The following is a 25,072-nucleotide window of genomic DNA, read 5'->3' as shown; positions in this document are numbered from 1 at the left end:
CCATGACGTTCGAGAAAAACTGGTCCGCAGCTCAGCAACACCGGGCTGCCTAATTCCCTCGGTTATGGGATTCGTGGAACAGGGGCAAGGTCACGCAATCTGACCGTCATCTGCAGATTTCTATACTCGCCCCCACCAAATTAATTTCGGGTCTTAATGAGGAGAATCCATGAAGATTAGTCGCATTGCCGTCGCATCCCTCGGTCTGTTCGCTACAACCGCATTCGCTCAATCGAGCGTCACGCTGTATGGTGTGGCCGACGCGGGTATCGAGTATCTGAGCAACGTCCCATCGGCTTCGCCCGGTGGCTCGAACCAGGTTCGCATGACCTCCGGCAACATGTCGACGTCGCGTTGGGGCCTGCGTGGCGTCGAAGACCTTGGCGGCGGTCTGAAAGCCATCTTCGAATTGGAAAGCGGCATTTCGTTCGACACCGGCGCACAGAACAACAGCACCCGTCTTTTTGATCGTAGTGCCTTCGTAGGATTGGGTAGCAAATATGGTCAACTGACGTTGGGTCGTCAAACGACACCAATGTATGACACCACGCTGCAACTCGACCCGATGGGCTTCGCGCCGCGCTACTCGCTCTTCAAGATGGATGACGTCTTGGCGGGTCGCGCTGACAATGCTATCAAGTACCGTGGCATCTTCAGTGGCCTGACGGTCACCGGCCTCTACAGCTTTAGCCGCACCGGCGGCGGCGAAGTGCCGGGGAACTACAAGGTCGATCGAAACATGGGCGTATCGCTCATGTATGAAACCGGCGCCCTCGCTGTCGGCGCGGTGTACGACGAGATCCAGGGCAGCACCGTCGCCACGGCCGACCGCAAGGACCGCCGCGCTCTAATTGGCGCGAGCTACGCTTTCGGACCGGCTAAGGCATTTATTGGTTATCGCTGGTACAACGGCAATGTCGGTGCGCTGCCGACGAACGGTTCTAACATTTACTGGGCCGGCCTGCGCTATGGCCTGACGCCCGCACTGACGCTGACCGGCGCCGCCTACTACACGGACAGCCGCAATTCTGGCGCAGACCCGTTCCTGTTCGTTGCCTCGGCAGATTACGCTTTCTCGAAGCGTACCGATGTGTATATGAACGTCGGTTATGCACTGAACCGCGGCAACTCGCAGCTGGGCATGAACGGCTACAACTCGACGACCGGCAGCCCGACCAACGTTGTCCCTGGCAAGGATCAGACCGGCGTCGTCGTAGGCGTACGCCACAAGTTCTGAGCGAGCTCAAAAGAATCGACACTTTCTTGTTAATTCAAGAGAGTTTGTGCCTCCCAACCGGGAGGCATTTTTTTATGACAGGATCGTAATACGCGGGTAATTCAGTGGAGCAGGTCCGGTAGCTAGACTGTGAACACGGTGAGCGATTAGAGACTCACAAACATTGACTCCGGAGAGATTCCATGAAGACGATTCACACTGCCCTGATTGCTGCTGCCCTCACGATTGCTGCCGCCGGCTCCGCCATCGCTGCTACCCCTGATGGCCAGATCCACCGTCCCCGCGACCCCTACACCGACGGCGGACGCGCCGCAGTCAACGACATTTACGCCGGCGGTGCACGCATCGACAAGCGCGACGTGTTCACCGACGGCGCACGCCTCGGCCAGCGTGACGTATTTACCGACGGCTCGCGTATTGGGCCGCGTGATGTGTTCACCGATGGCGCACGCGGAATTTGACGCAAGCCGTCCCTGAAACTCAGACCGACCTCTGTGGGGGAGCCAGGCACCCGTCAGTTGCTTGGCTCTTGGTGCTCTTTCGCTTTATCCCGATGGCGAAAGCTTCCGAAGCTTGCCCTCCCCGGAGGGCAAGCTTTTTTTCCCTCCATCGGCGTCAATCCGGTGCCGTTCATGATGCGGTGGCGCGTGCTACAACTTCCCATCGCCTCGTGTATTGCTAAGCGGCAGAACCGACGCCAATGACGATGAAAAAGGCCCCGCATTGTGCGGGGCCTGTAGTTCACCGGTTCAGCAACGTTCAGCCACCTGTGAAGAGGTCGCTTCTATCAATATAGACGCGCACGCCAGCGCTACCCGGCAGATCCGGCATCAACAAGCCAAGGTCCACACTCGTATCCCTGACCATCTGGGCGAAGGTCCATGCGACGATCTTCTCGCCGGCCCGAAACGCCACCGTCTCGCCAGAGTCCACGTTGACATACCGCATCCCTGGCTTCACGTCGATAATGCGACTGGCCTGAGATTGGCCGGCTGGATCGCCATACAAGGTCGCGTGACGCTTCGCCATCGCCTGCGCCGTCGCCGTCGACGCAGGCACGCCCGGTTTCAACCCGGTCATTTCCAAAGCATACGAAGCCGACATCCCACCCAACAGCAACGCCGCAAACAGCAAGGCGTGTTTCTTCGTTTTCATAGTCATCTCCTTTCTAGAGACTTCGTTGATCTATGAAAACGAGTGTATAAATTGTACGCATGCTGCAGCCTTGCCCGGCGATTACAAATAGGCAATCGGGCTCATTGCACCACTCTACCCAACGACTGGTCGGTCCTGACTCGGCCTACCCACCGAAACCCGCGCTGAGGCTTCAGCACCGTTGAGCGGGAAGCGCAATGTAAAGCGTGTCTTCCCATCCAAGCCGCTCACGGCTGACGCGTCGCCGCCATGGAGCTCCATGATCGACAGGACGATGGCCAGGCCCAGCCCCGTGGACTGTGACGAGTTGGATCTCGCCCTATCCCCACGGAAGAACCGATCAAAGATGAGGGAAAGTTCCCGCTCCGGGATTGGGTCTCCAACGTTCGTGATGTCGATGCAACAATGTGCCGCTTCGCGGCGCACCACCAGATCTATCATCGAATTCGGCCACGCATGACGGACCGCATTTGACAGAACATTGTTGATCGCACGCTGGAACAGAATGGCATCAGCGACCAGGGTGGCATCCCCGCTTACCCTGATTACGACGCTTCGCTCCTCTGCAAGCACCGAAAAGTAGGCGGACAACTTGCGAAGTTCTGCATTCAACTGGAGTTCCGTCAACTCGAGCGCCACATTGGCACTGTCAGCTCGCGCGAGGAACAACATCGCATCGATCATCCTCGCAAGTCGCTGGTATTCGACCAGGCTTTCCTCCACCAAGGCGACATACTCGGGCCCGGTGCGGTCTCGTGACAAGGCGACCTCGGCATGTCCAATGAGGTTGTTAAGCGGCGTGCGCAAATCATGGGCAAGATCGGCGGAGAACCGCGACAGCTTCTGATAACCATCCTCGAGGCGTTGCAGCATCGCATTGAACGCAGAGGCGATATCACGCACTTCGGTGGGCTTGGGTGGCATGTCCACCCGGTAGCTCAGCCGTTCCACACTGATCCGGTTGATCTGCTTGATAAGTACGTGCGCCGGCTCCAGCTCACGGCGCGTAATGGCCGCCCCCACCAGGGCCGTCAATATCACACCGACGGTGGTACCAAGCACGAGCGTCGTCCGGAATCGCGCAGTCACCTGCTTCCTGTCCTCGCCAGACTTCGCCACGAACACCGTCGCCCGCGTACCGTCTCGCCCCAACACCGCATCGGCGGACTGGAACATGAGCGATGACTTTCCCGTGACCGCCGCTTGGTCAGTGCCTTCCAGCAATGCATCGTTGCCCGTGCGAAACAAAAGCCGGCCATCCAGCGCCGTGACGCGAACGATGAGGTCCGAGTAACCTCGCACCAGATCATCGAAGCGATGCTGCGCCGCCGGGACGCCCTGCACCCCGTCCACCTCGCGCAAGAAATGCTCGACCTGTTCGAGTTTTCCCTTTACAACCTCATCGTCTCTGGCCTCGAGTTGCGCGGCGAGCGAGTAGTAAGCAAAGGCGCCCATGCTGGCCAGCGCGATAGACAGTACCAATGCAAAGAAGAGCCCAAGCCGCCTCGTCAGTGACAGCGGGGTTATCGAAGTCCCGGGCCTCATTCCGTCACCGGCCGCGCTCTGGGTCGAGGACATAGCCCATTCCCCGTACGGTATGGATCAGCTTTTGATCGAAGGGATCATCCACCTTGGATCTCAGGCGCCGGATCGCGACGTCAACGACATTGGTATCCGTGTCGAAGTTGACGTCCCAGACCTGGGACGCGATCGTGGTTCGCGACAGCACCTCCCCTCTCCGGCGCATGAGCAGGTGCAACAGCGAGAACTCCTGATTCGTCAATTCAATGCGGGTAGTTCCCCGGAATACCCGCCTTCCAAGCACGTCGATGTCCAGATCGGCAATGCGCAATCGCTCGGACTCCTTCGAGGTGCTTTGGCGCAAGCAACGCCGGATACGGGCAAGGAGCTCGGCAAAGGCGAAGGGCTTGACCAGGTAATCGTCTGCCCCCAACTCGAAGCCTCTGACACGATCCGCCACATCATCCAGCGCCGTCAGAAACAGTACGGGTGTCTCGGACTTGGATCGAATGGACTTGATGACCGTCCACCCGTCCATACCTGGCAGCATGACGTCCAGGATGATGACGTCGTAGTCGGTCTCTTCCGCCATGTGGAGCCCATCGCCACCATTGTTCGCGATGTCGACCACGAAACCCGACTCCGACAATCCCTTCTGCAAATACTCCGCAGTACGCGGTTCGTCTTCTACAACAAGTACCCGCACCTTAGTTTCCTCCTGCAGCAAGCGACTTCGATCCGACCAGTGCTGGCGATGCATTGAAATGCTGAGCTGCATCCGCTTGTTCGCATGGTGCCAGTTCGAACTGAATGGTCACGTGCGTGATATCGAATTTGTCAGCCAGCATCTGCTTCAATTCCGGTAGCACTTCCATTTCCGGGTTGACGGCCGTGTCATTCACGACATGAACCGTCAAGCTCGCCTTGCCGCTGGTAAGTGCCCAGATGTGGAGGTCATGGAAGCTTTTTACCCCGGGCGTCGCCAGAATTTGCTTCTCAACCTCTGCCAGATCCACGTCATCGGGTACGCCTTCGAGCAGCACATTCAGGCTCGACTTCAGCAGGATCCACGTGCGAGGCAGTACCCAGAGGCCGATCAGCACCGCAATGGCGGAGTCGACCCACGCCCAGCCCGTGAAGCGGATGATGATCGCACCGGCGATGACGCCAACCGACCCGAGCAGATCGCTCCAGACTTCCAGATAAGCACCCTTCACGTTCAGGCTGCTGCTTTGCCCGGAGGACAGCATGCGCATGCTGATGAGATTGATGATCAGGCCCAGCACAGCCACGACGAACATGCCGGTTGACTCAATCTGAGGTGGCGATTTCAGCCGCAGGTAGGCTTCGTACAGGATGTAGATAGCCACACCGAACAGCAGCAATGCGTTAAAGGCCGCGGCAAGAATCTCAAAACGGTAGTAGCCAAATGTCCGCTTCTTGTCCGCGGGTCGCTTGGCGATCGCAATAGCAGCCAGTGCGATGGCCAGTGCGACGGTGTCCGTGAGCATGTGCGCGGCGTCGGAGATCAACGCCAGGCTCTTCGTCATGACACCACCGACCACTTCGGCAATCAGGAACGTACCGGTCAGCGCAAGGGCGATCTTGAGCGATCGCTCGTTGCCACCGGGATGGTCGTGTGAGTGACCTGCGCCCATAGAAACTCCTATAAAAATTGGGCGGTACGATGACCGCCCAAGGATTTACGTCATGCAGGCTGGCGGCCTTGATCCGGTTGATGCGTCTGAGTGACTGGCTCGCGAGTATCTTCCGCGTCCTCATCCTTGCGGTGAGCAAGTCGATAGAGCACCGGCAACACCAGTAGGGTCAGCGCCGTGGACGACAAGATGCCACCGATTACCACCGTTGCGAGGGGACGTTGCACCTCAGCGCCCGTACCGGTGGCGATGGCCATCGGCACGAAACCCAGGGATGCCACCAGGGCCGTCATCAGCACCGGACGCAGTCGCGTCAGGGCGCCAACTCGGACCGCGCTGTCGAGGGAATGCCCTTCTTCGCGCAGCGATCGGATAAACGACAGCATCACCAGACCATTGAGCACCGCCACCCCGCACAGCGCGATGAAGCCCACCGCTGCAGTAATGGACATCGGAATGCCGCGTATCCACAGGGCAAGAATCCCGCCAGTCAGCGCAAAGGGAATGCCCGTGAAGACTAGCAAGCCATCCTTGATGTTGTTGAACATCGCAAACAACAGTACGAAGACCAGCAACAGCGCCACCGGCACTACCACCTGCAGGCGGGTGGTGGCGGACTGCAGTTGCTCAAAGGTGCCACCCCATGTCATCCAGTAGCCAGCCGGGATCTTGACCTGGCTTTGGATAGCCGCTTCCGCCTCGGGCACGAATGAACCAATATCACGTCCACGAACGTTGGCACTGATCACGATGCGGCGCTTGCCGTTCTCGCGCGAGATCTGGTTCGGGCCGGGCGCCATTTCCAGCGTCGCCACCTCGCTCAATGGGATAAACGTCGTTCTCGCGTCCACTCCTTTTGGCAACGGAATCGGCAATCGGCGCAGAGCCTCGACCTCGCCGCGCACAGCTTCGGGCAGGCGGACCACGATATCGAAACGACGATCGCCCTGGAAGAAGGTTCCGGAATCACGGCCTCCGACGCCCGTTGCCACCGCGTCTTGCACGTCGCTCATGTTAAGCCCGTATCGCGCCGCCTTCTCCCGATCGATCTTGACCGTCAGCATCGGCAAGCCGGTGGTCTGTTCTACCTTCACCTCCTGCGCGCCGGGGATGCCCTGCAGCACGGCCGATACCTTCTTCGCCGTCTCGCTGAGCACGTTGTTGTCATCGCCGAAGATCTTGACTGCGACGTCCGAGCGGACCCCGGAGATCAGCTCGTTGAACCGCAGCTGGATCGGTTGGGAGAACTCGTAGTTGTTCCCGGGGATCTTGCCGGCTTCCTCCTGGATGGCGGACAGCAGTTCGGCATGTGTTTTCTTCGGCTCTGGCCAATCCTTCTCAGGCTTGAGCATGATGTAGCCATCCGAAATATTCGGCGGCATCGGATCGGATGCAATCTCCGCCGTACCTGTCCGCGCAAACACGCGCTCGATTTCGGGGAATTTTGCCTTGAGGGTCGTCTCGATCGTCTTCTGCATCTCCACGGACTGCGACAGGCTCGTGCCAGGAATGCGCAGCGCCTGGATGGCAATGTCGCCTTCGTTCAGATTGGGGATGAACTCGCTGCCCAGGCGGGCCGCAATGGCCACGCACAGAACAATTGACACCGCGGCAAACGTCAATACAACGGCCGTGTTCGCGAGCGACTTTTCCAGCAGCGGCTCGTAGCGACGCTTCGCCCAGAGCATGAGACGATTTTCTTTCTCGGCCACCCGTTCGCCGATGAACAAGGCGACCGCAGCCGGAACGAACGTCACGGACAGAATCATCGCGCCCAGCAGCGCCAGGACGACCGTGAACGCCATCGGGTGGAACATCTTGCCTTCCACCCCCGTCAGCGCAAAGATCGGCAGGTAGACGATCATAATGATGAGCTGACCGAAGATCAGTGGGCGACGCGCCTCCTTCGCTGCGGCAAACACCTCATGGAACCGCTCGGAGCGCGTCAATGGCCGGCCATGGTGTTCCTGCGCATGCGCCAGTCGCCTCACACAGTTTTCGACAATCACCACCGCGCCATCGATGATGATGCCGAAGTCGAGCGCGCCCAAGCTCATCAGGTTCGCACTGATCTTGTAGTTCACCATCCCCGTGAAGGTGAACAACATCGCCAGCGGAATGATCGTCGCGGTAATCAGCGCCGCGCGGATGTTACCCAGGAAAAGGAACAGAATTACGATGACGAGCACCGCGCCTTCAAGAAGGTTCTTCTTGACGGTCGCAATGGCCTTGTCGACCAGACGTGTCCGGTCGTATACCGTTACGATCTTCACACCTTCCGGCATCGTACGGTTAATGGAAGCGACCTTTTCATCGACCGCTTTTGACACAGCCCGGCTGTTTTCGCCGATGAGCATGAATACCGTGCCCAGCACAACTTCCTTGCCATTCTCGGTTGCCGCACCGGTACGCAGTTCCTTGCCAATCTCCACATCCCCGATGTCGCGAATGCGGATCGGCTGCCCCTGCGCTGTACCGACAATAATGTTGCGGATGTCGTCTTCGGACGCAACCTGACCCGGCGCACGAACCAGATACTGCTCGCCCCTACGCTCGATGTAGCCCGCACCCACGTTGTCGTTGTTCTTGTTCAGCGCATTGACGACGTCGGTCAGCGTCAGCCCGTACGACGCTAGCCGTTCAAGACTCGGCGCGACCAGGTACTGCTTGTTGAAACCACCGATAGTATTGATCTCGGTGACACCGGGCACGTTACGCAGTTGCGGCCGTACCACCCAATCCTGGATTTCGCGCAAATCTGTCGGCGTATAGGCAGTCCCGTCAGCTTTGCGAGCACCCTCTTCGGCTTCAACGGTCCATAGATAGATCTCCCCGAGGCCGGTCGAAATAGGCCCCATCGCCGGCACAACGCCTTCAGGCAGATTGTCCTTGGCTTCCTGGATGCGCTGGTTGACGAGTTGGCGCGCGAAATAGACGTCCGTGCCATCCTTGAAGATGACCGTCACCTGCGACAAGCCATAGCGGGACAGGGAACGCGTCTGTTCGAGTCCCGGCAGGCCGGCCATCACGACCTCGATCGGATACGTAACACGCTGTTCGGTTTCGAGCGGTGAATAGCCTGGTGCCGAGGTATTGACCTGAACCTGAACGTTGGTAATGTCAGGGACCGCGTCGATCGGTAGTCGGTTGTAGCTGAAAATCCCTAACCCGGCCATTCCAAACACGGCGAGCAGGACCAGCCATCGCTGCTGGATGGCGAAACTAATGATACGTTCAAACATTGCTGTTTCCCCCGTATCAATGGCCGTGTTCGGCGCTGGATTTGCCAAGTTCGGCCTTCAGAACAAAACTGTTGGCGGCGGCGTAACGTGCGCCCGGCTTCAGGCCCTCGACAATCTCGATGACCTTGCCGTTTGTCCGGCCGACCTTCACCGGCTGCGGCACGAATCCACCTTGAACCGCGACAAAGACTACGCTCTCGCCATTGACGTCCTGGACGGCCTCGGTCTTCACCGCAACGGGCACCTCGACATCAGCACCGAATACGTCGACCGTGACGAAGAGACCCGGTCGCCAAGCCATCTGTGGATTGGTCAATGTTACGCGGGCCTTCGCCGTCCGCGTCTGCTCGCCCAGCAGCGAACCCACGTATGAAACGGTGCCATCTGCCTTCACATCGGACGATGCCGAATTGATCGACGCCTTTTCGCCGATGCGCACCCGCTCGACATCCTTGGCAGACACCACGAACTCGGCCCAGACGGACGACAGATCCGACAGCGTGAACACGTTGGCGTTGTCCGCCACCGCTTCCCCAAGCGAGATATGCTTTTCAACGATCATGCCGTCGAACGGTGCGCGCAGCTCGTAGCGATTGAGTGCCGTCGAGCTGTTGCTGGCGCCAATGGCGGTCAGCTTCTGCTGCGCGTTCTGGACACTGATCTGCGCTTCCTGCAGCGCGTTGCGGGCGCTCAGATAATCTTGCTCCGCAGAGATCTTCTGTTCCCAGAGCTTCTTCTCGCGGTCATAAGTGACACGCGCCAGATCCAGACGTTTCTGTGCTGCGAGCAGTTCGCTGCGCTGGTCAGAAAGTCCGGTGCTCGCGATGACCGCGAGAACCTGTCCCTTCTTAACCTGTTGCCCAATATTGGCCGGAACGCTCTCTACGACGCCAGCCAGTCGCGGCACCACGTGGGCTGTCTTGTCTTCGTTGAAACGGATTTCGCCGGGGAACTGGACGCCAGCCTGGACCTTTGCCGAGCCCGCGGTTTGAACCACTACCCCTGTCTTGGCCAGCTGGTCCGCTGTCAACTCAATCTTGCCTTCCTCTTTCGAGAGCCGCACGGCGAGTGGCGAAGACGAACCGGGCAAGGTCACATTTGCGGTCACGTCAAAGACATGGGGCTCGGCAACTGGCTGTTGGCTTTCCAGCGCGTCGCCAGACACCACGAACTTGAGCGCTTGAGACTCGCCCGTAGCCCGCACGAGCTGGCCTGTCGCTGCCACGCCATTTGCCACCGCCTTCCCAGACTTGCTAACCCAGAGCCGAATACGGGCCTCGCCCTTGGATTCGGCCGTGCCAATTTCGACGTCATAGCCATCACGCGAAAAGAGCGCGCCACCATTGGGGCCCTTCTTGACCTCGTGATGCTCGCCGTCGCCGTGTGACTTGTCATCCTTGTGGTCGGCTTCCGCCGCCTGCTTGCCATGGTGCTCGGTGTCGCCATGCCCCTTGGATTCCGAGTGCCCACCCTGCTCTTCCGGCGCAGAGCGCCCGCTCAGCAGAACGCCACCAGTCGCGACGCCGCCCACCAGTACGATGGCCGCAATGGCAGCCTTTTGTTTGTTCGAAATAGCCATGTTTTATGAATCCCGTCTTAACGTCCCAGAATGCGATCGATCGTGGTCGCCGCCTGATAGGTTTGTCCAAGCACGCCGAGATAGCGGATGCGTGCCTGGAACAGCGTGCGCTGGGCATCCAGGACGTCCAGATAATTGAACTTGCCGGCCTCGAAGCCAATGGTCGCCGCGTTGAAGGCTTGCTCGGCGCCTGGCAAGACGGTCTGCTTCAGCGTTTGTGCCGAGGCGCGCGATACCGACAGCTGGTTCGATGCCATCAGGAGATTTCGGGTCAGGCTGATGCGATTGGCCAGATATTCATCCTGGGCCTTGTCCGCCTGGCGAATGGCCGAATACAAGTTGCCCTGATTCCGGTCAAAAATCGGCAACGGGATCGCCACACCGATCACCGCCATGTTGCGGTTGGCTTCTGTATCTCGCTTGGCACCCAGACTGACTGTCAGATCCGGATACTGGCGGCTGCGCTCAACGCCCACCAATGCCTGGCGGCGGTCAAGTTCAGCGCGGCTTGCGGCCACCAGCGGTGAGTTTTCCAGCTCCTTCTGAAGGAGTTCAGGCGCCGGCCTGGATGGCAGCGCGTCCAGATTGCCCTGTGCTTCGGCAAACTGCGGCGATGCATTGCCCCACAACGCCGTCAACGCCTGACGGGCGGACTGCAGGCTCGCCGTTGCTTCGGCCAATTCAAGTTCGGCGTTGGCCTGTTCGACACGTGCCTTAGTTTCGTCAACCGGGGAGATCTTGCCGGCCGCGACGCGGCGTGAAGCGGCTTGCGCGCCCCTCGCAGCGATATCCGCGGAGCCAGTTGCCAGCTTGACGCGTTCCTGTGCGATCAAGACGGAAAAAAAGCTCTCGATTACCTGCGCCCGAATGTCACCGCGAACGCCAGCCAGCGTTGCCTGCGCCAGTTCGCGCGTCCTTTCCGCGGCATTGATACGAGCCGAGCGCTTGCCGCCCAGTTCGATGGGGATATTCATCTGGGCGGTGGATGTACGGGTGGATTTCCGCGTGTCCTCGACCAGCGTCTGGAGTTCCGGGTTCGGAATAACCCGGGCCTGCATGATCCCACCTTCTGTGGAATCGAGTTCCTTGGCGGCGGCGGACAGGTTGAAATTGCTTCCTGCCGCCAGCGACAACGCGGCCTCGAGGGTCAACGGTCCCGCCGCTTCCCTTGGGAAGACGGGCACCATGGACGTGCCGGTGTCAGATTGCGCTACGGCAAAGTTTGGGCTGAGAAATGCTACCGCCAGCCCGAGCGGCAGAAATAGTCTTCGCATCGAATTGCACCAAGGTATGTGACCAGGAGAATTCGGCGAGAGACGAAAGGAGAAAAAGAGTCGTCGTCTCGCCGATCAAGCGAGACGCTGCCACTGAGGACGGTCGGGAGCCCTGGCATTCAGAGACGAGAACTCGGACGAATGTTGAGTATCGGTCACTTCTACCCGATTCGCTATCAACACGTCCTGCGTCTGTCCATAGACGAACGGGAGGGAGACCAGATGGCATACCCCGCAGTCTGTATCCACGAATGGCTTTTTCTCGGCATCCGTTTTACCTTCCGGCTGCTGATGACGATGCTCGTGGTGCCCAAGGTGCCAAGTGGCCGTGGCTTTCTCGTGCTGACAATAGCGTGCCGCTGCCGCCCAGGAAAACTGGAACGGCAAAATGAGCAGCACGAAGATCAGAACGAAACGTCGCATTCCTTGGGAGACTGTGCGGGGGGCTTGGGGTTGAAGTACTAACGGCTGGGCCGTCGCCGAAGTTTACATGAATCCTCGATCACCAGCATTAAGAGCAGATTACGATTATCGCTTTCGCCTGCTCGTTTTGGGGTGCCGCTTTCGCCCCTCATCAGTCTTACGCTTGGGGGCGGGCCCATGCTTCCACCGCAAATAGACAGCGAACCCCACATACAGGACGATCAGGCCGACCAGCATCACGAGCATGCTCTCGACAACAGAATCGGAGACGTGAGCGTAGTGCATGGCTGTACGTGTATGCGGAGTTGCCCGCATCAGGCAAGCGTCACGACCGCCCGGAGGACGCCGGCGTCATGGAACAAATCAAACGACTCCACGACCACCGACAGGCCGAGAAACCAGACCGAGTCCGCAATATTGCGTTGAAAGGAAGACACATGGACCGTCCATGTCGACTCCCCCCTATACAGCGACAGACGGGGAAAGAACGCTGGTGTACGGCGTGCGTATTCGGCGAATTCCGGGAAGGCGGAAGCCAGAAAGCGGTCTTCCGTCCGGATGACAGCCGGGTACATCAGCGCAAATGCGAGCGCCAGGACTGCGGTAACCGCCAGCGACTCGGTCATCGCCCCTAGTCCGATAATGCCTAGCAAGTTGCAGACATAGAGCGGATGGCGACACAGTGAATATGGACCCGAGGTCACCAAGGTATTGTTCTTGCGCCCGGAAATGTACAACGCGCACCAGAGCCGCCCGACCGTGGCCAGGCTCACCCCCAACATCCCCAGCGTCAGCAGCAGCGGCGACACCCAGGTACCGTCCCAGCGAGAATGGCCAAAGACCAGACTTGCCAGGACAAACGTTACGACAACACGCCAAACGCCGATGCGGTGGCGTGTCAGGAAATTGTCCAGCGCCCTCGAGAGACCAGCGGGTTGGGACGGGGAGATTGAAGAATCGGTCATGCGGTTCGGGGGCTGGAGGAGAATGTCGCGCACTTCGAGTGGACACACTGGCGCGAAAACGAGCACTAATGGCCGGCATTCTAAGGTTGCCCTTCCGTTGTCAGGCTTTATTGCCGAAATGTAATACGTTGTTAATCTTGCCCCCCGGCCAGCGAATCCGGTTGTGTCATAGCTCGGCAATCTGACAGTCATCTTCTGCGACATAGACTGTCTTGGCCATTTTCAGGACACACCCAGAGACGCTCCGCAATGAACGACATCATCCGCACATTGAGCTCGGAATTCTCCGATCTCGCTAATGCTGCCGAGGCAGTACGTGCCGTCGTTCGAATGACCGTCTCTATCGTTTTGGGGGGCTTGCTGGGGTACGAGCGGGAGAGCTCGGGAAAATCCGCAGGCGTGCGCACTCACATGCTCGTCGCGCTGGGGGCATGCGTTTTTGTCGTGGTTCCCCTCCAGGCGGGCGTGCAGCTTGCCGACATGAGCCGCGTGCTTCAGGGTCTCACGTCAGGCATCGGATTCCTTTGTGCAGGGGCGATCCTGAAGCCGGACAATGAGACACACGTCAGGGGGCTCACAACTGCCGCGAGCATCTGGATTGCTGCCGCGATCGGCGTGGCCGCCGGCATGGGCCATGCGGTGACGGCCATCGTCGCGACTGCCTTCGCACTCATCGTGCTCAGAATCCTTCAAATGTCGAAGAAGTAAGACTCCCACTGCTCCCAAGCCACGTGCAGCGCGAATGCGCCAACTTCAGGTTCGGCCAGCATTTCCCAAACGTATGAGCGCGCTTAACAATACGCAAACTCCATCGCATGAGAATTTACCTGGATTACAACCTGTTTGCGTACCTTCACGAGGGCACGAACCCGGCTCTGCAAGCCAAAGTGAGCGCACTGTCCGATCGACATGAGTTTCCTTGCAGCCCGGCGCACATGGAAGAAATTGCCTCGGCGCTCGCAAGACCTTCGGATACTCCCCCGCTCGATCGGTTAGCGGCCGCTTTCTGCAAAATAGACGATGTTTCTCGAATTAGCCGGAACGTGCAATTGTCTCCGACGACGTTAGGCCCGATGGTTACGAAAGAAGGAACAGCCTCTCGAGTGCTTTCTTCGGGTCATGCGGCACTATCGCAAAGAGCCGGTTGTCGAGAAGAACGACTGGTATACGCGGGACTCCGTAAAGAAGGGGTCACTTCAGAAAACGGAAAATATTGCACGCTAAGGCATGGAAGAGGACCACTGCTGTCCCCAGGGGCATTGGCCAGCCGATGGCAAGCAGGTAGAAACCAAAGTCGGGGGACTCCCGTTCTCAGAGATCGGCTAGCAGCAGGTAGGCGCGGTCGAGTTGCCGATGAGCTTCCTGCCGGCGATCCATCGCTTCTAGGGCGAGCAGGAGGTCCTCGGCCAGCTCGAAATCGCTTTCCTGGCATGCCCTTTCGAACACCGCAAAGACCTCTTCATACAACGTGCGCCCCGGAACGCCCATTTGACTAACCTCCGGCGGAAAATCCGATGCTCTCTGCCGACTTGGTCCTGCCACGCCGCAGGGGCTTCTGTCCCCCATGGTTAATATGGACGTTCCCACGGCAGGGAAGGTCAAGCATTTTTCCGGCCGCGGGCCGACCTATGGTTCGCAAGCCGCCGCGCGAGACGGTTAGTGCTCGCCCCCTACAGTTCGTCCAGCGACTAGTTACCCGCACCCGGGCGCAGCCGCACCACCAGCATCGCCGCCCACTGGATATGCGGCCAGGCCAGCGAATAGACGAATGTCTGGATCAGGGGTCCCCTTGATTTCGCCGCAATTTACCGGGGTAGCCACCCGTAGCAGCCATGCGGGTTCCAGGGTGATGCCCACCCTAAAACCCTAGTCAAATCAGTCACTTGCTGACTGGTCCTTTTCCCCTTGGTTTTGGAACGTTGACCGCCCCCGCCGCGCGGCCAAGCGCGCCCTGTGGGGGTAATCGTACTTTTCGTGCTAAATCTGGCGCTTTCCCTGAAAGCCGTTACTGGCAGGGCTTGTCGGTCGACTCCCGCGACCGTCGGCAGACTCTGAGAGATCTCGCGGTAACATAGCTGCCCACGCACCGCGCCGCCGCAAGGAGGTAGGGAAATGCCAGGCATGGAATTTCGCTATGTGGGAATCGACCGCTTGCCCGCCAAAATGTCGGAGTTCGACGTGGAGCGGTACTTTGCGCTCACCGACAGCGACATGGCGGAAGTGAATGAGCGGTTTCGACGAGACTGGCGCGCCGGCGCGGCAATCCAGCTGGTCTTTCTTCGGGCGAGCGGCCATACGCTGGACCATGTCGGCACCCTGCCGCGTCAGTTGCTGCGTTACATCGGTGAGCGCCTTGGCGTGCCGACGCCAACCATCGCGTCGCTGCGGACCATGTATCACCGCTACAAGACGCTCTATGACCACCAAGTCTGGGCCTGCGACTATCTCGGGCTGACACGGATTGGGCCAGACCATTGGGCAGGGCTTGGGGCGTGGATGCGCCAGGATGCAAAAGAATCTCTGACGCCCGAGGACCTGCTACAGCACGCGCGCTCCTGGCTATACGAGCGGCGGATCCTGATCCCGGCCGAGCGAGCGTTGCGCGATCTCGGCCGCTCGATCTGGGCGGAAATCGAGCGAGCTGTGGTAGCCATGATCGAGGCTACCATCCCGGAATCTCAACTTGCGCGTGCGGACGCGGTTCTGTCGACCCGTCACGAAACGTCGGGAGTGACCGTTCTTGAGTGGCTGAAGACCCCGCCAGCACGTCACAGCCCGACAACCATTGCCGAAACGCTCGAGAAAATACGATTCCTGAAGGAACTCGGAGCGCATACCTGGCAACTGGACGCGGTGCCTATGGAGAAGCAGCGGGCCTGGGCCAAGCGCATCGAGGCGCGCCGCCCCGTTAAGATCAGAGAACTGAAGGCGTCGACGCGCACGCTGGAACTGGTTTTCTTCCTTCGAGTGACCTTACTGGAATTGACAGACTCCCTGCTTTATCAGACAGGGCGACGGGTCTCCGATCTGGTCCGACAGGCCTACGAAAAGACCACGACCAAGCAGGCCCGCTCTGCCGCGGATTACCGCCAGCGCCTGCTAGCGATCAAGATGCTCGTCGGCGAGGCCGAACGTTCGGCCGAGGAGCGGCTCGCGGAGATCGGCAAGCTGCTGGGGGATTTCCCTAGCAAGCCCGCCATGAGCCATGCAGCCAGTGTGCGCGAGACACTGACTGAGGACAATCAGCGGATCCGAGCTCTACTCACATCGCTGCGGGAACTGGATTTTGCCGGCCGGGAAGCGGAACCCAGCCTGCGCCAATTGGCGCTCGTTACCAAATTGCACGATAGCGGTGCGAGTGAGCTACCCCGCGGCAGTGAGGTGCCAGCCAGCGGCAGTTGGCATGACCTTATCGAGAATGACGATCGCAAACGTGCACTGCATGCGTTGGAAGCCTCGGCAATCACCGGCCTGCGCAAAGGCCTGCGACGTGGCTCCGTGTGGATTCATCACAGTCTATCTTTCCGGGAACGGGATCAACTGCTGATTCCATCGACGCAATGGGAAAACGAACGCGACCGACATCTGTCGTCGCTGGCATTGCCATCGACGGCCAATGCGTTTATCGACCGCCTGTCGGAGCACCTCAAGGTGAATCTTGCGGCCTTGGATGAGGCGCGCGAGGCCGGCCGGGTCACGATCGGCTCAGACGGTACGCTGCACCTGTCGGCATTGGAGGCGCTGCCCACGGATGGTCTGCCTCGCAAGACACGCGACATGCTCTTCAAGGCCATCGGTACAGCCCAGTTCGCGGATCTGATCATGGAGATGGACGCCCGCACCGGCTTCAGCGCAGTCCTCCTGGCCCGAAGAGCGCGTGACGCGAACGAACTCGTGGCGTTGTACGGCGCGCTGATCGCACACGGCACTGAGATCGATGCCAAGGCTGTCGCAGCGATGATTCCCCAGCTGGACGCGGCGCACATTTCAACACTGATGCGCGCGTTGGAGATGCCAGGCCGACTGGCACGTGCCAATGATCGGGTAATTGAGTTCCAGCGGACTCACACGATCACCGAACTATGGGGAGACGGACAACGAGCCTCGAGCGACTCCATGAGCCTCGACACCTCACCCCACCTTTTCTATGCCCGCGCCGATCCCCGGCGGCGCACCCACGCGGTCGGAATCTATACGCACGTGCTGGACCAGCACGGAATTGTGTACAACCAGCCGATCGTGCTCAACGAGCGACAAGCTGGCGTCGCGATCGAAGGCGTCGTGCGCCACAATGACACGCGCGACGACGGTGGCTTGCTTCGACTTTCCGTCGACACGCATGGATATACGAGCGTCGGCATGGCGGTTGCGAAGCTGCTTGGATTCGATCTGTGCCCGCGTCTGCGCAATCTGGCCGAGCGCAAGCTCTACTTGCCGCGGCGATTGGCCGCCCCGGACAAGCTGACACCGGTCGTCGCCCATGAAATCTCTCTCAAGGCTATTCGTGATGGCTGGGACGGCTTGCTGCGGCTGGTGGCATCTATCAAGTCCGGACGCGTCAGCGCCGTGGTTGCCCTTCAGCGCTTCGGCAGTGCCGCACAGGGTGATGCCGTCTATCGTGCCGCCGATCAGCTCGGCAAGCTGCTGCGGACGCTGTTCCTATGCGACTATTTTGGCAATCCAGAATTCCGGCGGGAGTTGCATACCCTGCTCAATCGCGGAGAGTCAGTCCATCAGCTCCAGCGTGCGGTCTACACCGGCAAGGTCGCGCCAGAACGGGGCCGTCGGCGTGACGAGATGATCGCGATCTCGGGCTCACTGACCCTGCTCACCAATCTGGTGATTGCGTGGAACACGCAGCGCATGCAGGTGACAGTGGATGCCTGGCGCCAGAAGGGGCAGAGGATCGATGATGACTGGCTACGGAGAATGGGGCCAGCGCACTTCGGACATATCAACTTCCGGGGCACGCTGCGTTTCCCGCTCCATCTGTATCAGGAGATGTTGCTGGACGCCGCACACGGGCAGCGCGCGACAGGTTCATGAGGAACGCACCATGGAATCTGTACTGAGAAAGCCTCCTCGTCTTGCACTACCGAAACTTGAGCTTCCTTTAGCTCAAGGTAGAGAAAGTGGTCGGAGGACCCTCAAGCGATTTTCAACAGTGCGGAGGCAGTGCCACGCTAATGCGAATGACGATGATGCACGTCCGGATAATGCGGATGCTTGTGTACCATCACCTCGTGCGCGTGCCAGTGTCTGTGGGGCTCCTTGCCATCCCATGGGAAGTCGTGCTCATGCTGATGATGCTCGTCGTGTCGATGCGAGTGGCTGTGCGCCAGTGGCTCATGGGTATGCTCGTGCTCGTGCCGCTCGCGCAGGTGCAACCACACGCCCAATGCCATCAGCGCCGCGGCAAGCCAGAAAGCCAAGCCTGGCACTTCAGGCCAGATCACAAATGAGATCAGGACTCCAAACAATGGTGCGACCGAGAAATACGCACCGGTTCGCGCAGTGCCCAACAGACGCAGCGCCACCACAAACAAGGCGAGACTCACACCGTATCCGGCGAATCCGACGACCAGCGCACCTGTCGCGGTACTGAGCGGTGGAAACACAGCCCCATGCATCAGGGCGAGCGTCGTGTTGCATAGTCCAGCGACAACACCCTTCAGGCAGGCGACGAGTAGCGCGTCATTGCTGGAGACCTTGCGGGTCAGGTTGTTGTCAACCGCCCAGCACAGGCAAGCGCCGACGATAAGCAGCGCGCCAGTCGACATCTGCAGGCTGCCCGGCTGCCAGGAAAGCAGCAAGCCGCCGGCCACGATCGCGATCATCCCCAGAACAATCTGTCGGTCGGCGTTCTCCTTGAACACCACCCAGGCGATGACGGCCGTGAACACACCCTCCACGTTCAGCAGCAGGGATGCCGACGCGGCGTTGGTCGAGACGAGGCCAGTCATTAGCAACGCTGGCCCCGCCACGCCGCCCGCAAGGATTGCGCCAATTAGCCACGGCACCTCTGCTCGCGGAATGCCACCATGATCATTTCCCGGATCAGGCTTCGCCCAGATTCTTCGGATCGCGAGCACAAGGGCCAAGCCGAAGCCGCTGCCCAGATATAGCAGCCCGGCCAGCAAGAGCGGGGCAACTGAACCGGTCAGCGCCTTGGCCAGCGGCGTGCTTGCACCGAATAGCAGAGCGGCCAGTAATGCCGGAGATGCGGTACGAATGGACATGGCGGATCAGGGGATGGGGCTAAAGTGGACTCGCGAACTCACATTTCTAGCACGGCTTGCGCTTCCGGCCGGCCGGCGGCCCGGCGCTTCAGCACCATGCCGCAAAGTGCCGGCAGCACAAACAATGTCAGCACGGTTGCGGTGATGAGTCCACCGATGACGACGGTGGCCAGCGGCTTCTGGACTTCCGCACCGGTGCCGGTGGCAATGGCCATCGGAACAAAACCGAGCGATGCCACTGCGGCAGTCATCAGCACCGGCCGGACCCGTTCCATGGCACCGTCGATCACCGCACTGTGCGGTGTCATGCCATCTTCAAGCCGCTTCCGGATAGCTGAAATCAGTACCAGTCCGTTCAGCACAGCCACACCCGACACCGCAATGAAACCGACGGCCGCCGAGATCGAGAACGGGATGCCGCGCAGGAGCAGTGCGAACACGCCGCCAGCCAGCGCCAGGGGCACTGCCGTCAGTACGGTCGCCGTCAGTGCGGCGCTGCCGATCGCCATGTACAGTGTCGCGGCGATCAGGATGAAGCACAGCGGTACGATGATGGCCAGGCGCTTGGTTGCCGCCTGCAGATTCTGGAATTGGCCGCCCCACTCGATATACATGCCTGGCGGTAGCTTGACTTCCTTGGCGATGCGATCCGCGGCATCGTCCACGAAGCTGCCCAGATCGCGGCTGCCCACATTGGTTTCCACGTACACACGACGCTTGCCATTGTCGCGGCTGACTTCATTGAGACCCTGCGTGAACCGGAACTGCACGAGTTGGCGTAGCGGTACCGAGGCACGAGGCTGACCGTCAACCGCTGGCAGCATGACCGGAAGCGCGCCGAGGACGTCGAGGTTCCCACGCTGCTCGCCCGGCAGGCGAACCACGATGTCGAAACGGCGATCGCCATCGAAGATCTGCCCGGATTGCCGACCCGCCATAGCCGCGGACACCGTATCAGCCACTTCCTTGACCGTCAGGCCATAGCGGGCGATTGCGGCGCGATCGAAGACGATGTCGAAGGTCGGGAAACCGCTGGTTAGTGGCACGCGAACGTCGGTGGCTCCCGGGGTTTTTCTCAGCACGCCCGCGATGCGCTGAGCCGTGGCCGCCAGTTCGTCCAGGTTTTCGCCATAGACCTTCACGGCGACGTCGCTACGCACGCCGCCGATCAGTTCGTTGAACCGCATCTCGATCGGCTGCGTCACATCATAGTTATTGCCGACCATCGGCGCGGTCTTCTCGCGAATGCGCTCGATAACCTGTTCCTTGCTCGTGACCCCCTCCGGCCACTCGTCCTTCGGTTTCAGGATGATGTAGTTGTCCGAAGCGTTCGGCGGCATCGGGTCGGCCGCCAGGCTGGCCGTGCCCGCCTTCGAATACACCGTTTGGACTTCCGGCAGCGACAGCACAGCGCGTTCAAGTGGCAGATCGATGGCGACCGACTGGTCGATCGACGTCGACGGAATACGCACCGACGACAGGTTCAAGTTCTGCTCGTCGAGCGTCGGCATGAATTCGCGTCCGACAAACGTGAAGGCCGCCGCCGCGATCGCCAGCGTCGCAACACCGGTGCCAATGAACGGCATTGGGCGCGCCACGGCAAGCTCAAGCCACGGCCGGTAGCGCTGCTTGGTTGCCGCGATGATGCGCACCTCCTTCTCAGCCACCTTCTTGCGCAGCAGCACTGCCACCATGGCGGGCACGAAGGTCAGCGACAGCACAAAGGCCGACGCGAGTGCCAGCATCAGCGTAATCACCATCGGGGAGAACATCTTGCCTTCCACTCCCTGGAAGGTCAGGCATGGCAGGAAGACCATGAAGATCACGAGCTGGCCGTAGACCGTCGGACGGACCATTTCGCGGGAGGACTGGATAACTTCTTCCAGCCGCTCATTGAGTGTCAGCACACGCCCCTCGTGGTGCTGCCGCTCAGCCAGCCTCCTGAGCGAGTTCTCCACGATGATGACCGCCCCGTCAATGATCAGGCCGAAGTCCAACGCCCCCAGGCTCATCAGGTTGCCGGAAATATTGAGCTGATTCATGCCGATCGCGCTGACCAGCATGGACAGCGGAATGACCAGGGCGGCAATGGCCGCCGCACGCCAGTTGCCCAGCAGGGCGAACAGGATTGCCACCACCAGCAGCGCTCCTTCCACCAGGTTCTTCGCCACCGTTTCGATGGTCGCAATCACCAGTTGGGAGCGATTGAGAGTAGGAACGATCAGCACGCCTGGCGGCAGCGTCTTCGAGATCTGGTCCAGTTTGTCGCCCACGGCTTGCGCCACGGTGCGGCTGTTGGCCCCAACGAGCATCAGCGCGCTGCCCACCACGGTTTCGTTGCCATTGCGGCTGGCGGCACCGGACCGCAGTTCTCCGCCAATCTTGACCGCTGCGACGTGTCCCACCGTGATCGGCACACCCTGTCGTTGGGCAATCACAGCCCGGGATATTTCGTCGGCCGATTTGATCCGGGCATCGGCGCGCACCAGGTATGACTCTCCGGAGCGCCGGATAAAGTTCGCGCCGACTGACAGATTGGCATCCTCAAGTGCCTGCGCAAGCTCGCCATAGGAAATGCCGTAGGCTGCCAATTTGGCGGTGTCAGGCTCGACGACAAACTGCTTGACGTAACCGCCGAGTGAATCGACGTCGGCCACGCCAGGCGTCGTGCGCAACTGCGGCCGGATGATCCAATCCTGCACCGTGCGCAGATAGGCGAGCCTTGAGACGCGATCATCGAGACGCTCGCCACGCTCGGTCAGAAAGCTGCCGTCGCTCTGCCAGCCCGGCTCGCTGTCCTTGATGGGGGCGCCGGTGCCGTCCGGATACTGGTACTCGACGCTGTAGTGAAAGACCTCACCCAGCCCCGTCGATACCGGTCCCATCTGCGGCTCGACATTTCCCGGCAGGTTCGGACGCGCCTGGGCCAGCCGTTCGGTTACCTGCTGGCGCATGAAGTACAGGTTCGCGCTCTCTTTGAAGATCACGGTCACCTGGCTGAAGCCGTTACGCGACATCGAGCGCGTGCTCTCGACACCGTTCAGACCGGAAATAGCCGTCTCGATCGGATACGTGACGCGCTTTTCCACTTCCACCGGGCTCATCGTCGGCACCACGGTGTTGATCTGGACCTGCTTGTTCGTGATGTCAGGCGTGACATCGATCGGCAGCAGGTTGAGTTGCCAGGCGCCAATGATCGCGACGATTGCCGTGAGGAACAGAACCAGCCAGCGATAGCGGACCGAGCCGCTGAGGATACGCTCGATCATTCCTCGTCCCCGCCGCCCTTGTTCATTTCCGCCTTGACCAGGAAGGCATTGCGGGTGGCCACCTGTTCGCCGGGCTGTACACCGGAGAGGATTTGCGCCGAACCACCGCTACGGGTACCCACCAGCACGGGACGTGGACGGAAGCCTTCCTGCGTGCGGACGAAGAGGACGTCGCGGCCGTCGAGGTTCTGCACCGCGTCTTCCGGCACAGAAAGGGAAGCGGCATCGCTCGCCGCCGTGCGCAGGCGCACCTGGACGCCTTCGCCCACCACGAGCCGATCAGTCGGCTGCGCCGGCACCACGACCACCGTCGCGGCACGCGCGCTACCTGTCACAGTCGGCGTGACCGCCTGCACGCGCGCCGGCAGCGGCGAGCCGTTGGCCAGCACAATGGTGGCGTCGCTACCGGTGGCAATGCGGTTCGTATCGGCGGCGGTCACGGCGGCCTCCACCTGCACGGCACCGGTGCCGGCCACGCGGAAGAGTTCCGCCTGGGGGGCCACGAAAGCGCCCAGCGTGACGGACTGGGCCGTGATCTTGCCCGCAATCGGGCTGACGACGGCCACCGAGCGCCCGTCGCTGGCCAGATGCGCGGACTGGGCCACCGTGGCAGCGCGCTGCGCTTCGGCCTGCGCAACTTCGAGCGCGGATTTCGCTGCTTCCATTTCCTGACGGGGCGTGACGCCCTGCTGGAATAAGCTTGCCTCGCGCTCGTAGGTCTTGCGCGCGAGATCGGCCTTCGCCTGCGCGACCTTGCGCTCGGCAGCCATGGCGGCTGCATCGGGGCTATCGACCACGGCCAGCACATCACCCGCCCGCACGGAATCGCCAAGCCGGCGCTGAATACGCTGCACGGCGCCGGCGGCGCGCGACACGATAACCGCCTCGCTGCCGAGCACTGCTGCCACCGTGGCCGGCGCCAGGATTTCCGCGCCGACTGCTGCGCTCGCTACCGGCTCCACCGCGATGTTGGCGGCCGCAAGGTAGGCGGCCGGAATTTTGACCTCTTGTGGGCCAGCTTTTTCCGCCGTGACTCCCGGCTTCTTCGCTTCTGCAGCCTGTGACGATGCGGGCAACTTCTCCGGCCCAGACAGTCTCGCCGCGCCGAAACCCACCGCCGCCGCCACTGCGGCCACCCCAGCTACCATTGGCCAGTTCACAGACCGACGCTCGTTCTTCATCATCGTGATTCCTCAAATGCCAGACGGCCGTCTGCCTGAGCCAGCGCCGCCAAGGCGCGCACGCGCGCCAGGCGCGCGTCAATCGTCAGTTGCCGGGCTTCGATCAGTGCACGTCGCACGACCAGCAGTTCCATCAGCGGCGTCTTGCCTGATTCATAACCAATGCGCCCCATGCGATAGGCTTCCGTAGCCGCCTGTTCTCCCTCGCTAGCCGCGGCGAGTTGCTTTTCCGTCGTGGCCACTTGGGAGATGGCGGACTGGCGTACGGCATTCGCCTCAAGCCGAATGCTGTCGAGCCGCGCCTGCGCAGCCGCGACGCGTTCGACGGCAGCGTTGATGCCATTGCGGTTCTGGTCAAACAACGGAAGGGAAGCCGTCACGCCCACCACGTAGCCACTGGCATTGGTCCAGCCATAGCGGCGTACCCCCGCGCTGACGCCGACATCGGGGATCCAGCGCTTTCTTTCGACGTCCACCTGGGCGTCCAATGCATTGCGTTCGGCTTCGGCAGCGCGCACCGAGGGGGACTCGCCAAGCGCGGTGGGAGCATTCAGGATGGCCGGCTGGGCCGTCAGCAAGGAACTCGTGACCGCCGTATAGGGCTCCGAGGCGCCAGACAGCGCGGACAACCTTGCCAATGCTTGCGTGGCGTCGTTGGTGGCTGCCGCCTCGGCAGCCTGCGCCGCCGACACACTGGCTCTTGCCTGCGCGCTGCGCAAACTGGCCTCTTTCCCGGAATCGACGAGGGCACGCGCCGCCGCCAGCTCCTCATTGGCGCGTGCCAGATTTTCGGTCGCCAGCGCCTGGCGCCCCAGCATCGCTTCTGCGGTTGCGTAGACCACAGCGAGTTCCGCGGCATAGGCCACCTGAGCCTGCCGCTCTCGCGCCTGTGCTGCGGCGAAGTTGCGTTCTCCGACCTCGATGCGCGCGCCCCGCTTGCCCCCAATTTCAAAAGGCTGCGTGATCGAATAGGTATTCTGGCGCTGGCTTACGCCTTCGCTTGCCGGGGCGCCCAAGTTCTCCAGCACGGTATCGATCCGCGGGTTGAGCCAGGCACGGGACTGAGCGGCGTCGGCGCCGGCGGCGCGAACATTGGCCGCCTGCGCGACCATTGCCGGGGCAAGTGCCAGTGACTGCTGCAACAGGTTCTGATAGGGAGGCGCCTCGGCGGCATGGCTCAATGCGGCAGGCAGGCACCACAACGCCACGCTGAGGTAGCGAGGCCGGCAAAGCAACGAAAAAATCACCTGTTTCATCGAAGAGAGAAGGTTGACTACTATTCCTCTCTATACGAATCCAGGTGGTGCTTCCCCTCGTCGGATTGGGTCT

Annotated in this window: 18 protein-coding genes; 4 read left to right on the top strand and 14 right to left on the bottom strand. The window is 60.7% G+C overall.

The window, feature by feature from the left end:
* Nucleotides 1-169: 169 nt before the first annotated feature.
* Both RN01_RS16105 and RN01_RS16100 read left to right on the top strand, forming a co-directional pair.
* Nucleotides 170-1,237 (top strand): porin, encoded by a 1,068-nt coding sequence (locus tag RN01_RS16105; protein ID WP_011229350.1) that lies wholly within the window; start codon nucleotides 170-172, stop codon nucleotides 1,235-1,237.
* A 182-nt stretch (nucleotides 1,238-1,419) separates the two neighbouring features.
* A complete protein-coding gene (locus tag RN01_RS16100; protein ID WP_008646716.1) occupies nucleotides 1,420-1,698 on the top strand; it encodes a hypothetical protein in 279 nt (92 codons plus the stop codon).
* 298 nt (nucleotides 1,699-1,996) lie between these two features.
* On the opposite strand, the gene czcE is transcribed toward RN01_RS16100, so the two are convergent.
* The 9 genes from czcE to czcN form a co-directional block, all read right to left on the bottom strand.
* Nucleotides 1,997-2,398 carry a copper-binding periplasmic protein CzcE gene (gene czcE, locus RN01_RS16095; protein WP_011514820.1) on the bottom strand — a complete coding sequence of 134 codons (402 nt, stop codon included), beginning with the start codon at nucleotides 2,396-2,398 and terminating at the stop codon, nucleotides 1,997-1,999.
* Between the two features lie 108 nt (nucleotides 2,399-2,506).
* Entirely contained in the window at nucleotides 2,507-3,937 is a 1,431-nt protein-coding gene (czcS, locus tag RN01_RS16090) for a sensor histidine kinase CzcS (RefSeq protein ID WP_011229349.1), read from the bottom strand.
* 4 nt (nucleotides 3,938-3,941) lie between these two features.
* Complete coding sequence (czcR, locus tag RN01_RS16085; protein WP_008646724.1) at nucleotides 3,942-4,619, bottom strand: heavy metal homeostasis two-component system response regulator CzcR; 678 nt, start codon at nucleotides 4,617-4,619, stop codon at nucleotides 3,942-3,944.
* A 1-nt stretch (nucleotide 4,620) separates the two neighbouring features.
* The gene (locus tag RN01_RS16080) at nucleotides 4,621-5,571 is read right to left on the bottom strand and encodes a cation diffusion facilitator family transporter (RefSeq protein WP_004635344.1); all 951 of its coding nucleotides are present in this window, start codon (nucleotides 5,569-5,571) and stop codon (nucleotides 4,621-4,623) included.
* Nucleotides 5,572-5,621: 50 nt separating this feature from the next.
* Nucleotides 5,622-8,813 carry a heavy metal efflux RND transporter CzcA gene (gene czcA / locus RN01_RS16075; protein ID WP_004635342.1) on the bottom strand — a complete coding sequence of 1,064 codons (3,192 nt, stop codon included), beginning with the start codon at nucleotides 8,811-8,813 and terminating at the stop codon, nucleotides 5,622-5,624.
* Nucleotides 8,814-8,829: 16 nt separating this feature from the next.
* Nucleotides 8,830-10,392 carry a heavy metal efflux RND transporter CzcB gene (gene czcB, locus RN01_RS16070; protein ID WP_004635340.1) on the bottom strand — a complete coding sequence of 521 codons (1,563 nt, stop codon included), beginning with the start codon at nucleotides 10,390-10,392 and terminating at the stop codon, nucleotides 8,830-8,832.
* Between the two features lie 17 nt (nucleotides 10,393-10,409).
* Nucleotides 10,410-11,666, bottom strand: a complete 1,257-nt coding sequence (gene czcC / locus RN01_RS16065; RefSeq protein ID WP_024570390.1) for a heavy metal efflux RND transporter CzcC — start codon at nucleotides 11,664-11,666, stop codon at nucleotides 10,410-10,412.
* A 75-nt stretch (nucleotides 11,667-11,741) separates the two neighbouring features.
* A complete protein-coding gene (gene czcI, locus RN01_RS33935; protein WP_011229345.1) occupies nucleotides 11,742-12,089 on the bottom strand; it encodes a CDF family cobalt-zinc-cadmium transporter CzcI in 348 nt (115 codons plus the stop codon).
* A 314-nt stretch (nucleotides 12,090-12,403) separates the two neighbouring features.
* On the bottom strand, nucleotides 12,404-13,054 hold the full coding sequence (gene czcN / locus RN01_RS16050) for a heavy metal efflux RND transporter CzcN (protein WP_020206397.1): 651 nt from the start codon (nucleotides 13,052-13,054) through the stop codon (nucleotides 12,404-12,406).
* Between the two features lie 249 nt (nucleotides 13,055-13,303).
* On the opposite strand from czcN, the gene RN01_RS16045 reads away from it, so the two are divergent.
* On the top strand, nucleotides 13,304-13,762 hold the full coding sequence (locus RN01_RS16045) for an MgtC/SapB family protein (protein WP_004635330.1): 459 nt from the start codon (nucleotides 13,304-13,306) through the stop codon (nucleotides 13,760-13,762).
* A 603-nt stretch (nucleotides 13,763-14,365) separates the two neighbouring features.
* On the opposite strand, the gene RN01_RS34315 is transcribed toward RN01_RS16045, so the two are convergent.
* Complete coding sequence (locus tag RN01_RS34315) at nucleotides 14,366-14,542, bottom strand: hypothetical protein (RefSeq protein ID WP_004635326.1); 177 nt, start codon at nucleotides 14,540-14,542, stop codon at nucleotides 14,366-14,368.
* Nucleotides 14,543-15,166: 624 nt separating this feature from the next.
* Between RN01_RS34315 and RN01_RS16040 the strand changes: the two genes are divergently transcribed.
* Nucleotides 15,167-18,100, top strand: coding sequence for a Tn3 family transposase (locus tag RN01_RS16040; protein WP_039016689.1), 2,934 nt, complete (start codon nucleotides 15,167-15,169; stop codon nucleotides 18,098-18,100).
* Nucleotides 18,101-18,237: 137 nt separating this feature from the next.
* Here RN01_RS16040 and RN01_RS16035 read toward each other — a convergent pair whose 3' ends face one another.
* The 4 genes from RN01_RS16035 to RN01_RS16020 are packed head-to-tail and all read right to left on the bottom strand — an operon-like array spanning nucleotide 18,238 to nucleotide 24,999.
* Nucleotides 18,238-19,293, bottom strand: coding sequence for a DMT family transporter (locus RN01_RS16035; RefSeq protein ID WP_024570392.1), 1,056 nt, complete (start codon nucleotides 19,291-19,293; stop codon nucleotides 18,238-18,240).
* A 38-nt stretch (nucleotides 19,294-19,331) separates the two neighbouring features.
* On the bottom strand, nucleotides 19,332-22,562 hold the full coding sequence (locus RN01_RS16030; RefSeq protein ID WP_024570393.1) for a CusA/CzcA family heavy metal efflux RND transporter: 3,231 nt from the start codon (nucleotides 22,560-22,562) through the stop codon (nucleotides 19,332-19,334).
* Complete coding sequence (gene czcB / locus RN01_RS16025; protein WP_024570394.1) at nucleotides 22,559-23,746, bottom strand: CzcB/NccB family metal efflux transporter periplasmic adaptor subunit; 1,188 nt, start codon at nucleotides 23,744-23,746, stop codon at nucleotides 22,559-22,561. The genes RN01_RS16030 and czcB (RN01_RS16025) overlap by 4 nt, the downstream gene beginning before the upstream one ends.
* The gene (locus RN01_RS16020; protein ID WP_024570395.1) at nucleotides 23,743-24,999 is read right to left on the bottom strand and encodes a TolC family protein; all 1,257 of its coding nucleotides are present in this window, start codon (nucleotides 24,997-24,999) and stop codon (nucleotides 23,743-23,745) included. The genes czcB (RN01_RS16025) and RN01_RS16020 overlap by 4 nt, the downstream gene beginning before the upstream one ends.
* Nucleotides 25,000-25,072: the final 73 nt, after the last annotated feature.

The sequence above is a fragment of the Cupriavidus sp. SHE genome, assembly GCF_000812445.1.
In the GTDB taxonomy this organism is placed as follows: domain Bacteria; phylum Pseudomonadota; class Gammaproteobacteria; order Burkholderiales; family Burkholderiaceae; genus Cupriavidus; species Cupriavidus metallidurans.
Note: the sequence above shows the minus strand (reverse complement) of the source record. Positions and strands in the feature narration are given on the sequence as shown.

Bases quoted from the DNA above. Each gene is read 5' to 3' on its own strand.
- czcB (WP_024570394.1), bottom strand. From the start codon at position 23,746: ATGATGAAGAACGAGCGTCGGTCTGTGAACTGGCCAATGGTAGCTGGG.
- czcA (WP_004635342.1), bottom strand. From the start codon at position 8,813: ATGTTTGAACGTATCATTAGTTTCGCCATCCAGCAGCGATGGCTGGTC.
- czcC (WP_024570390.1), bottom strand. From the start codon at position 11,666: ATGCGAAGACTATTTCTGCCGCTCGGGCTGGCGGTAGCATTTCTCAGC.
- RN01_RS16105 (WP_011229350.1), top strand. From the start codon at position 170: ATGAAGATTAGTCGCATTGCCGTCGCATCCCTCGGTCTGTTCGCTACA.
- czcE (WP_011514820.1), bottom strand. From the start codon at position 2,398: ATGACTATGAAAACGAAGAAACACGCCTTGCTGTTTGCGGCGTTGCTG.
- RN01_RS16045 (WP_004635330.1), top strand. From the start codon at position 13,304: ATGAACGACATCATCCGCACATTGAGCTCGGAATTCTCCGATCTCGCT.
- RN01_RS16030 (WP_024570393.1), bottom strand. From the start codon at position 22,562: ATGATCGAGCGTATCCTCAGCGGCTCGGTCCGCTATCGCTGGCTGGTT.
- czcS (WP_011229349.1), bottom strand. From the start codon at position 3,937: ATGAGGCCCGGGACTTCGATAACCCCGCTGTCACTGACGAGGCGGCTT.
- RN01_RS16100 (WP_008646716.1), top strand. From the start codon at position 1,420: ATGAAGACGATTCACACTGCCCTGATTGCTGCTGCCCTCACGATTGCT.
- RN01_RS16080 (WP_004635344.1), bottom strand. From the start codon at position 5,571: ATGGGCGCAGGTCACTCACACGACCATCCCGGTGGCAACGAGCGATCG.
- czcB (WP_004635340.1), bottom strand. From the start codon at position 10,392: ATGGCTATTTCGAACAAACAAAAGGCTGCCATTGCGGCCATCGTACTG.
- RN01_RS34315 (WP_004635326.1), bottom strand. From the start codon at position 14,542: ATGGGCGTTCCGGGGCGCACGTTGTATGAAGAGGTCTTTGCGGTGTTC.
- RN01_RS16020 (WP_024570395.1), bottom strand. From the start codon at position 24,999: ATGAAACAGGTGATTTTTTCGTTGCTTTGCCGGCCTCGCTACCTCAGC.
- czcI (WP_011229345.1), bottom strand. From the start codon at position 12,089: ATGCGACGTTTCGTTCTGATCTTCGTGCTGCTCATTTTGCCGTTCCAG.
- RN01_RS16040 (WP_039016689.1), top strand. From the start codon at position 15,167: ATGCCAGGCATGGAATTTCGCTATGTGGGAATCGACCGCTTGCCCGCC.
- czcN (WP_020206397.1), bottom strand. From the start codon at position 13,054: ATGACCGATTCTTCAATCTCCCCGTCCCAACCCGCTGGTCTCTCGAGG.
- RN01_RS16035 (WP_024570392.1), bottom strand. From the start codon at position 19,293: ATGTCCATTCGTACCGCATCTCCGGCATTACTGGCCGCTCTGCTATTC.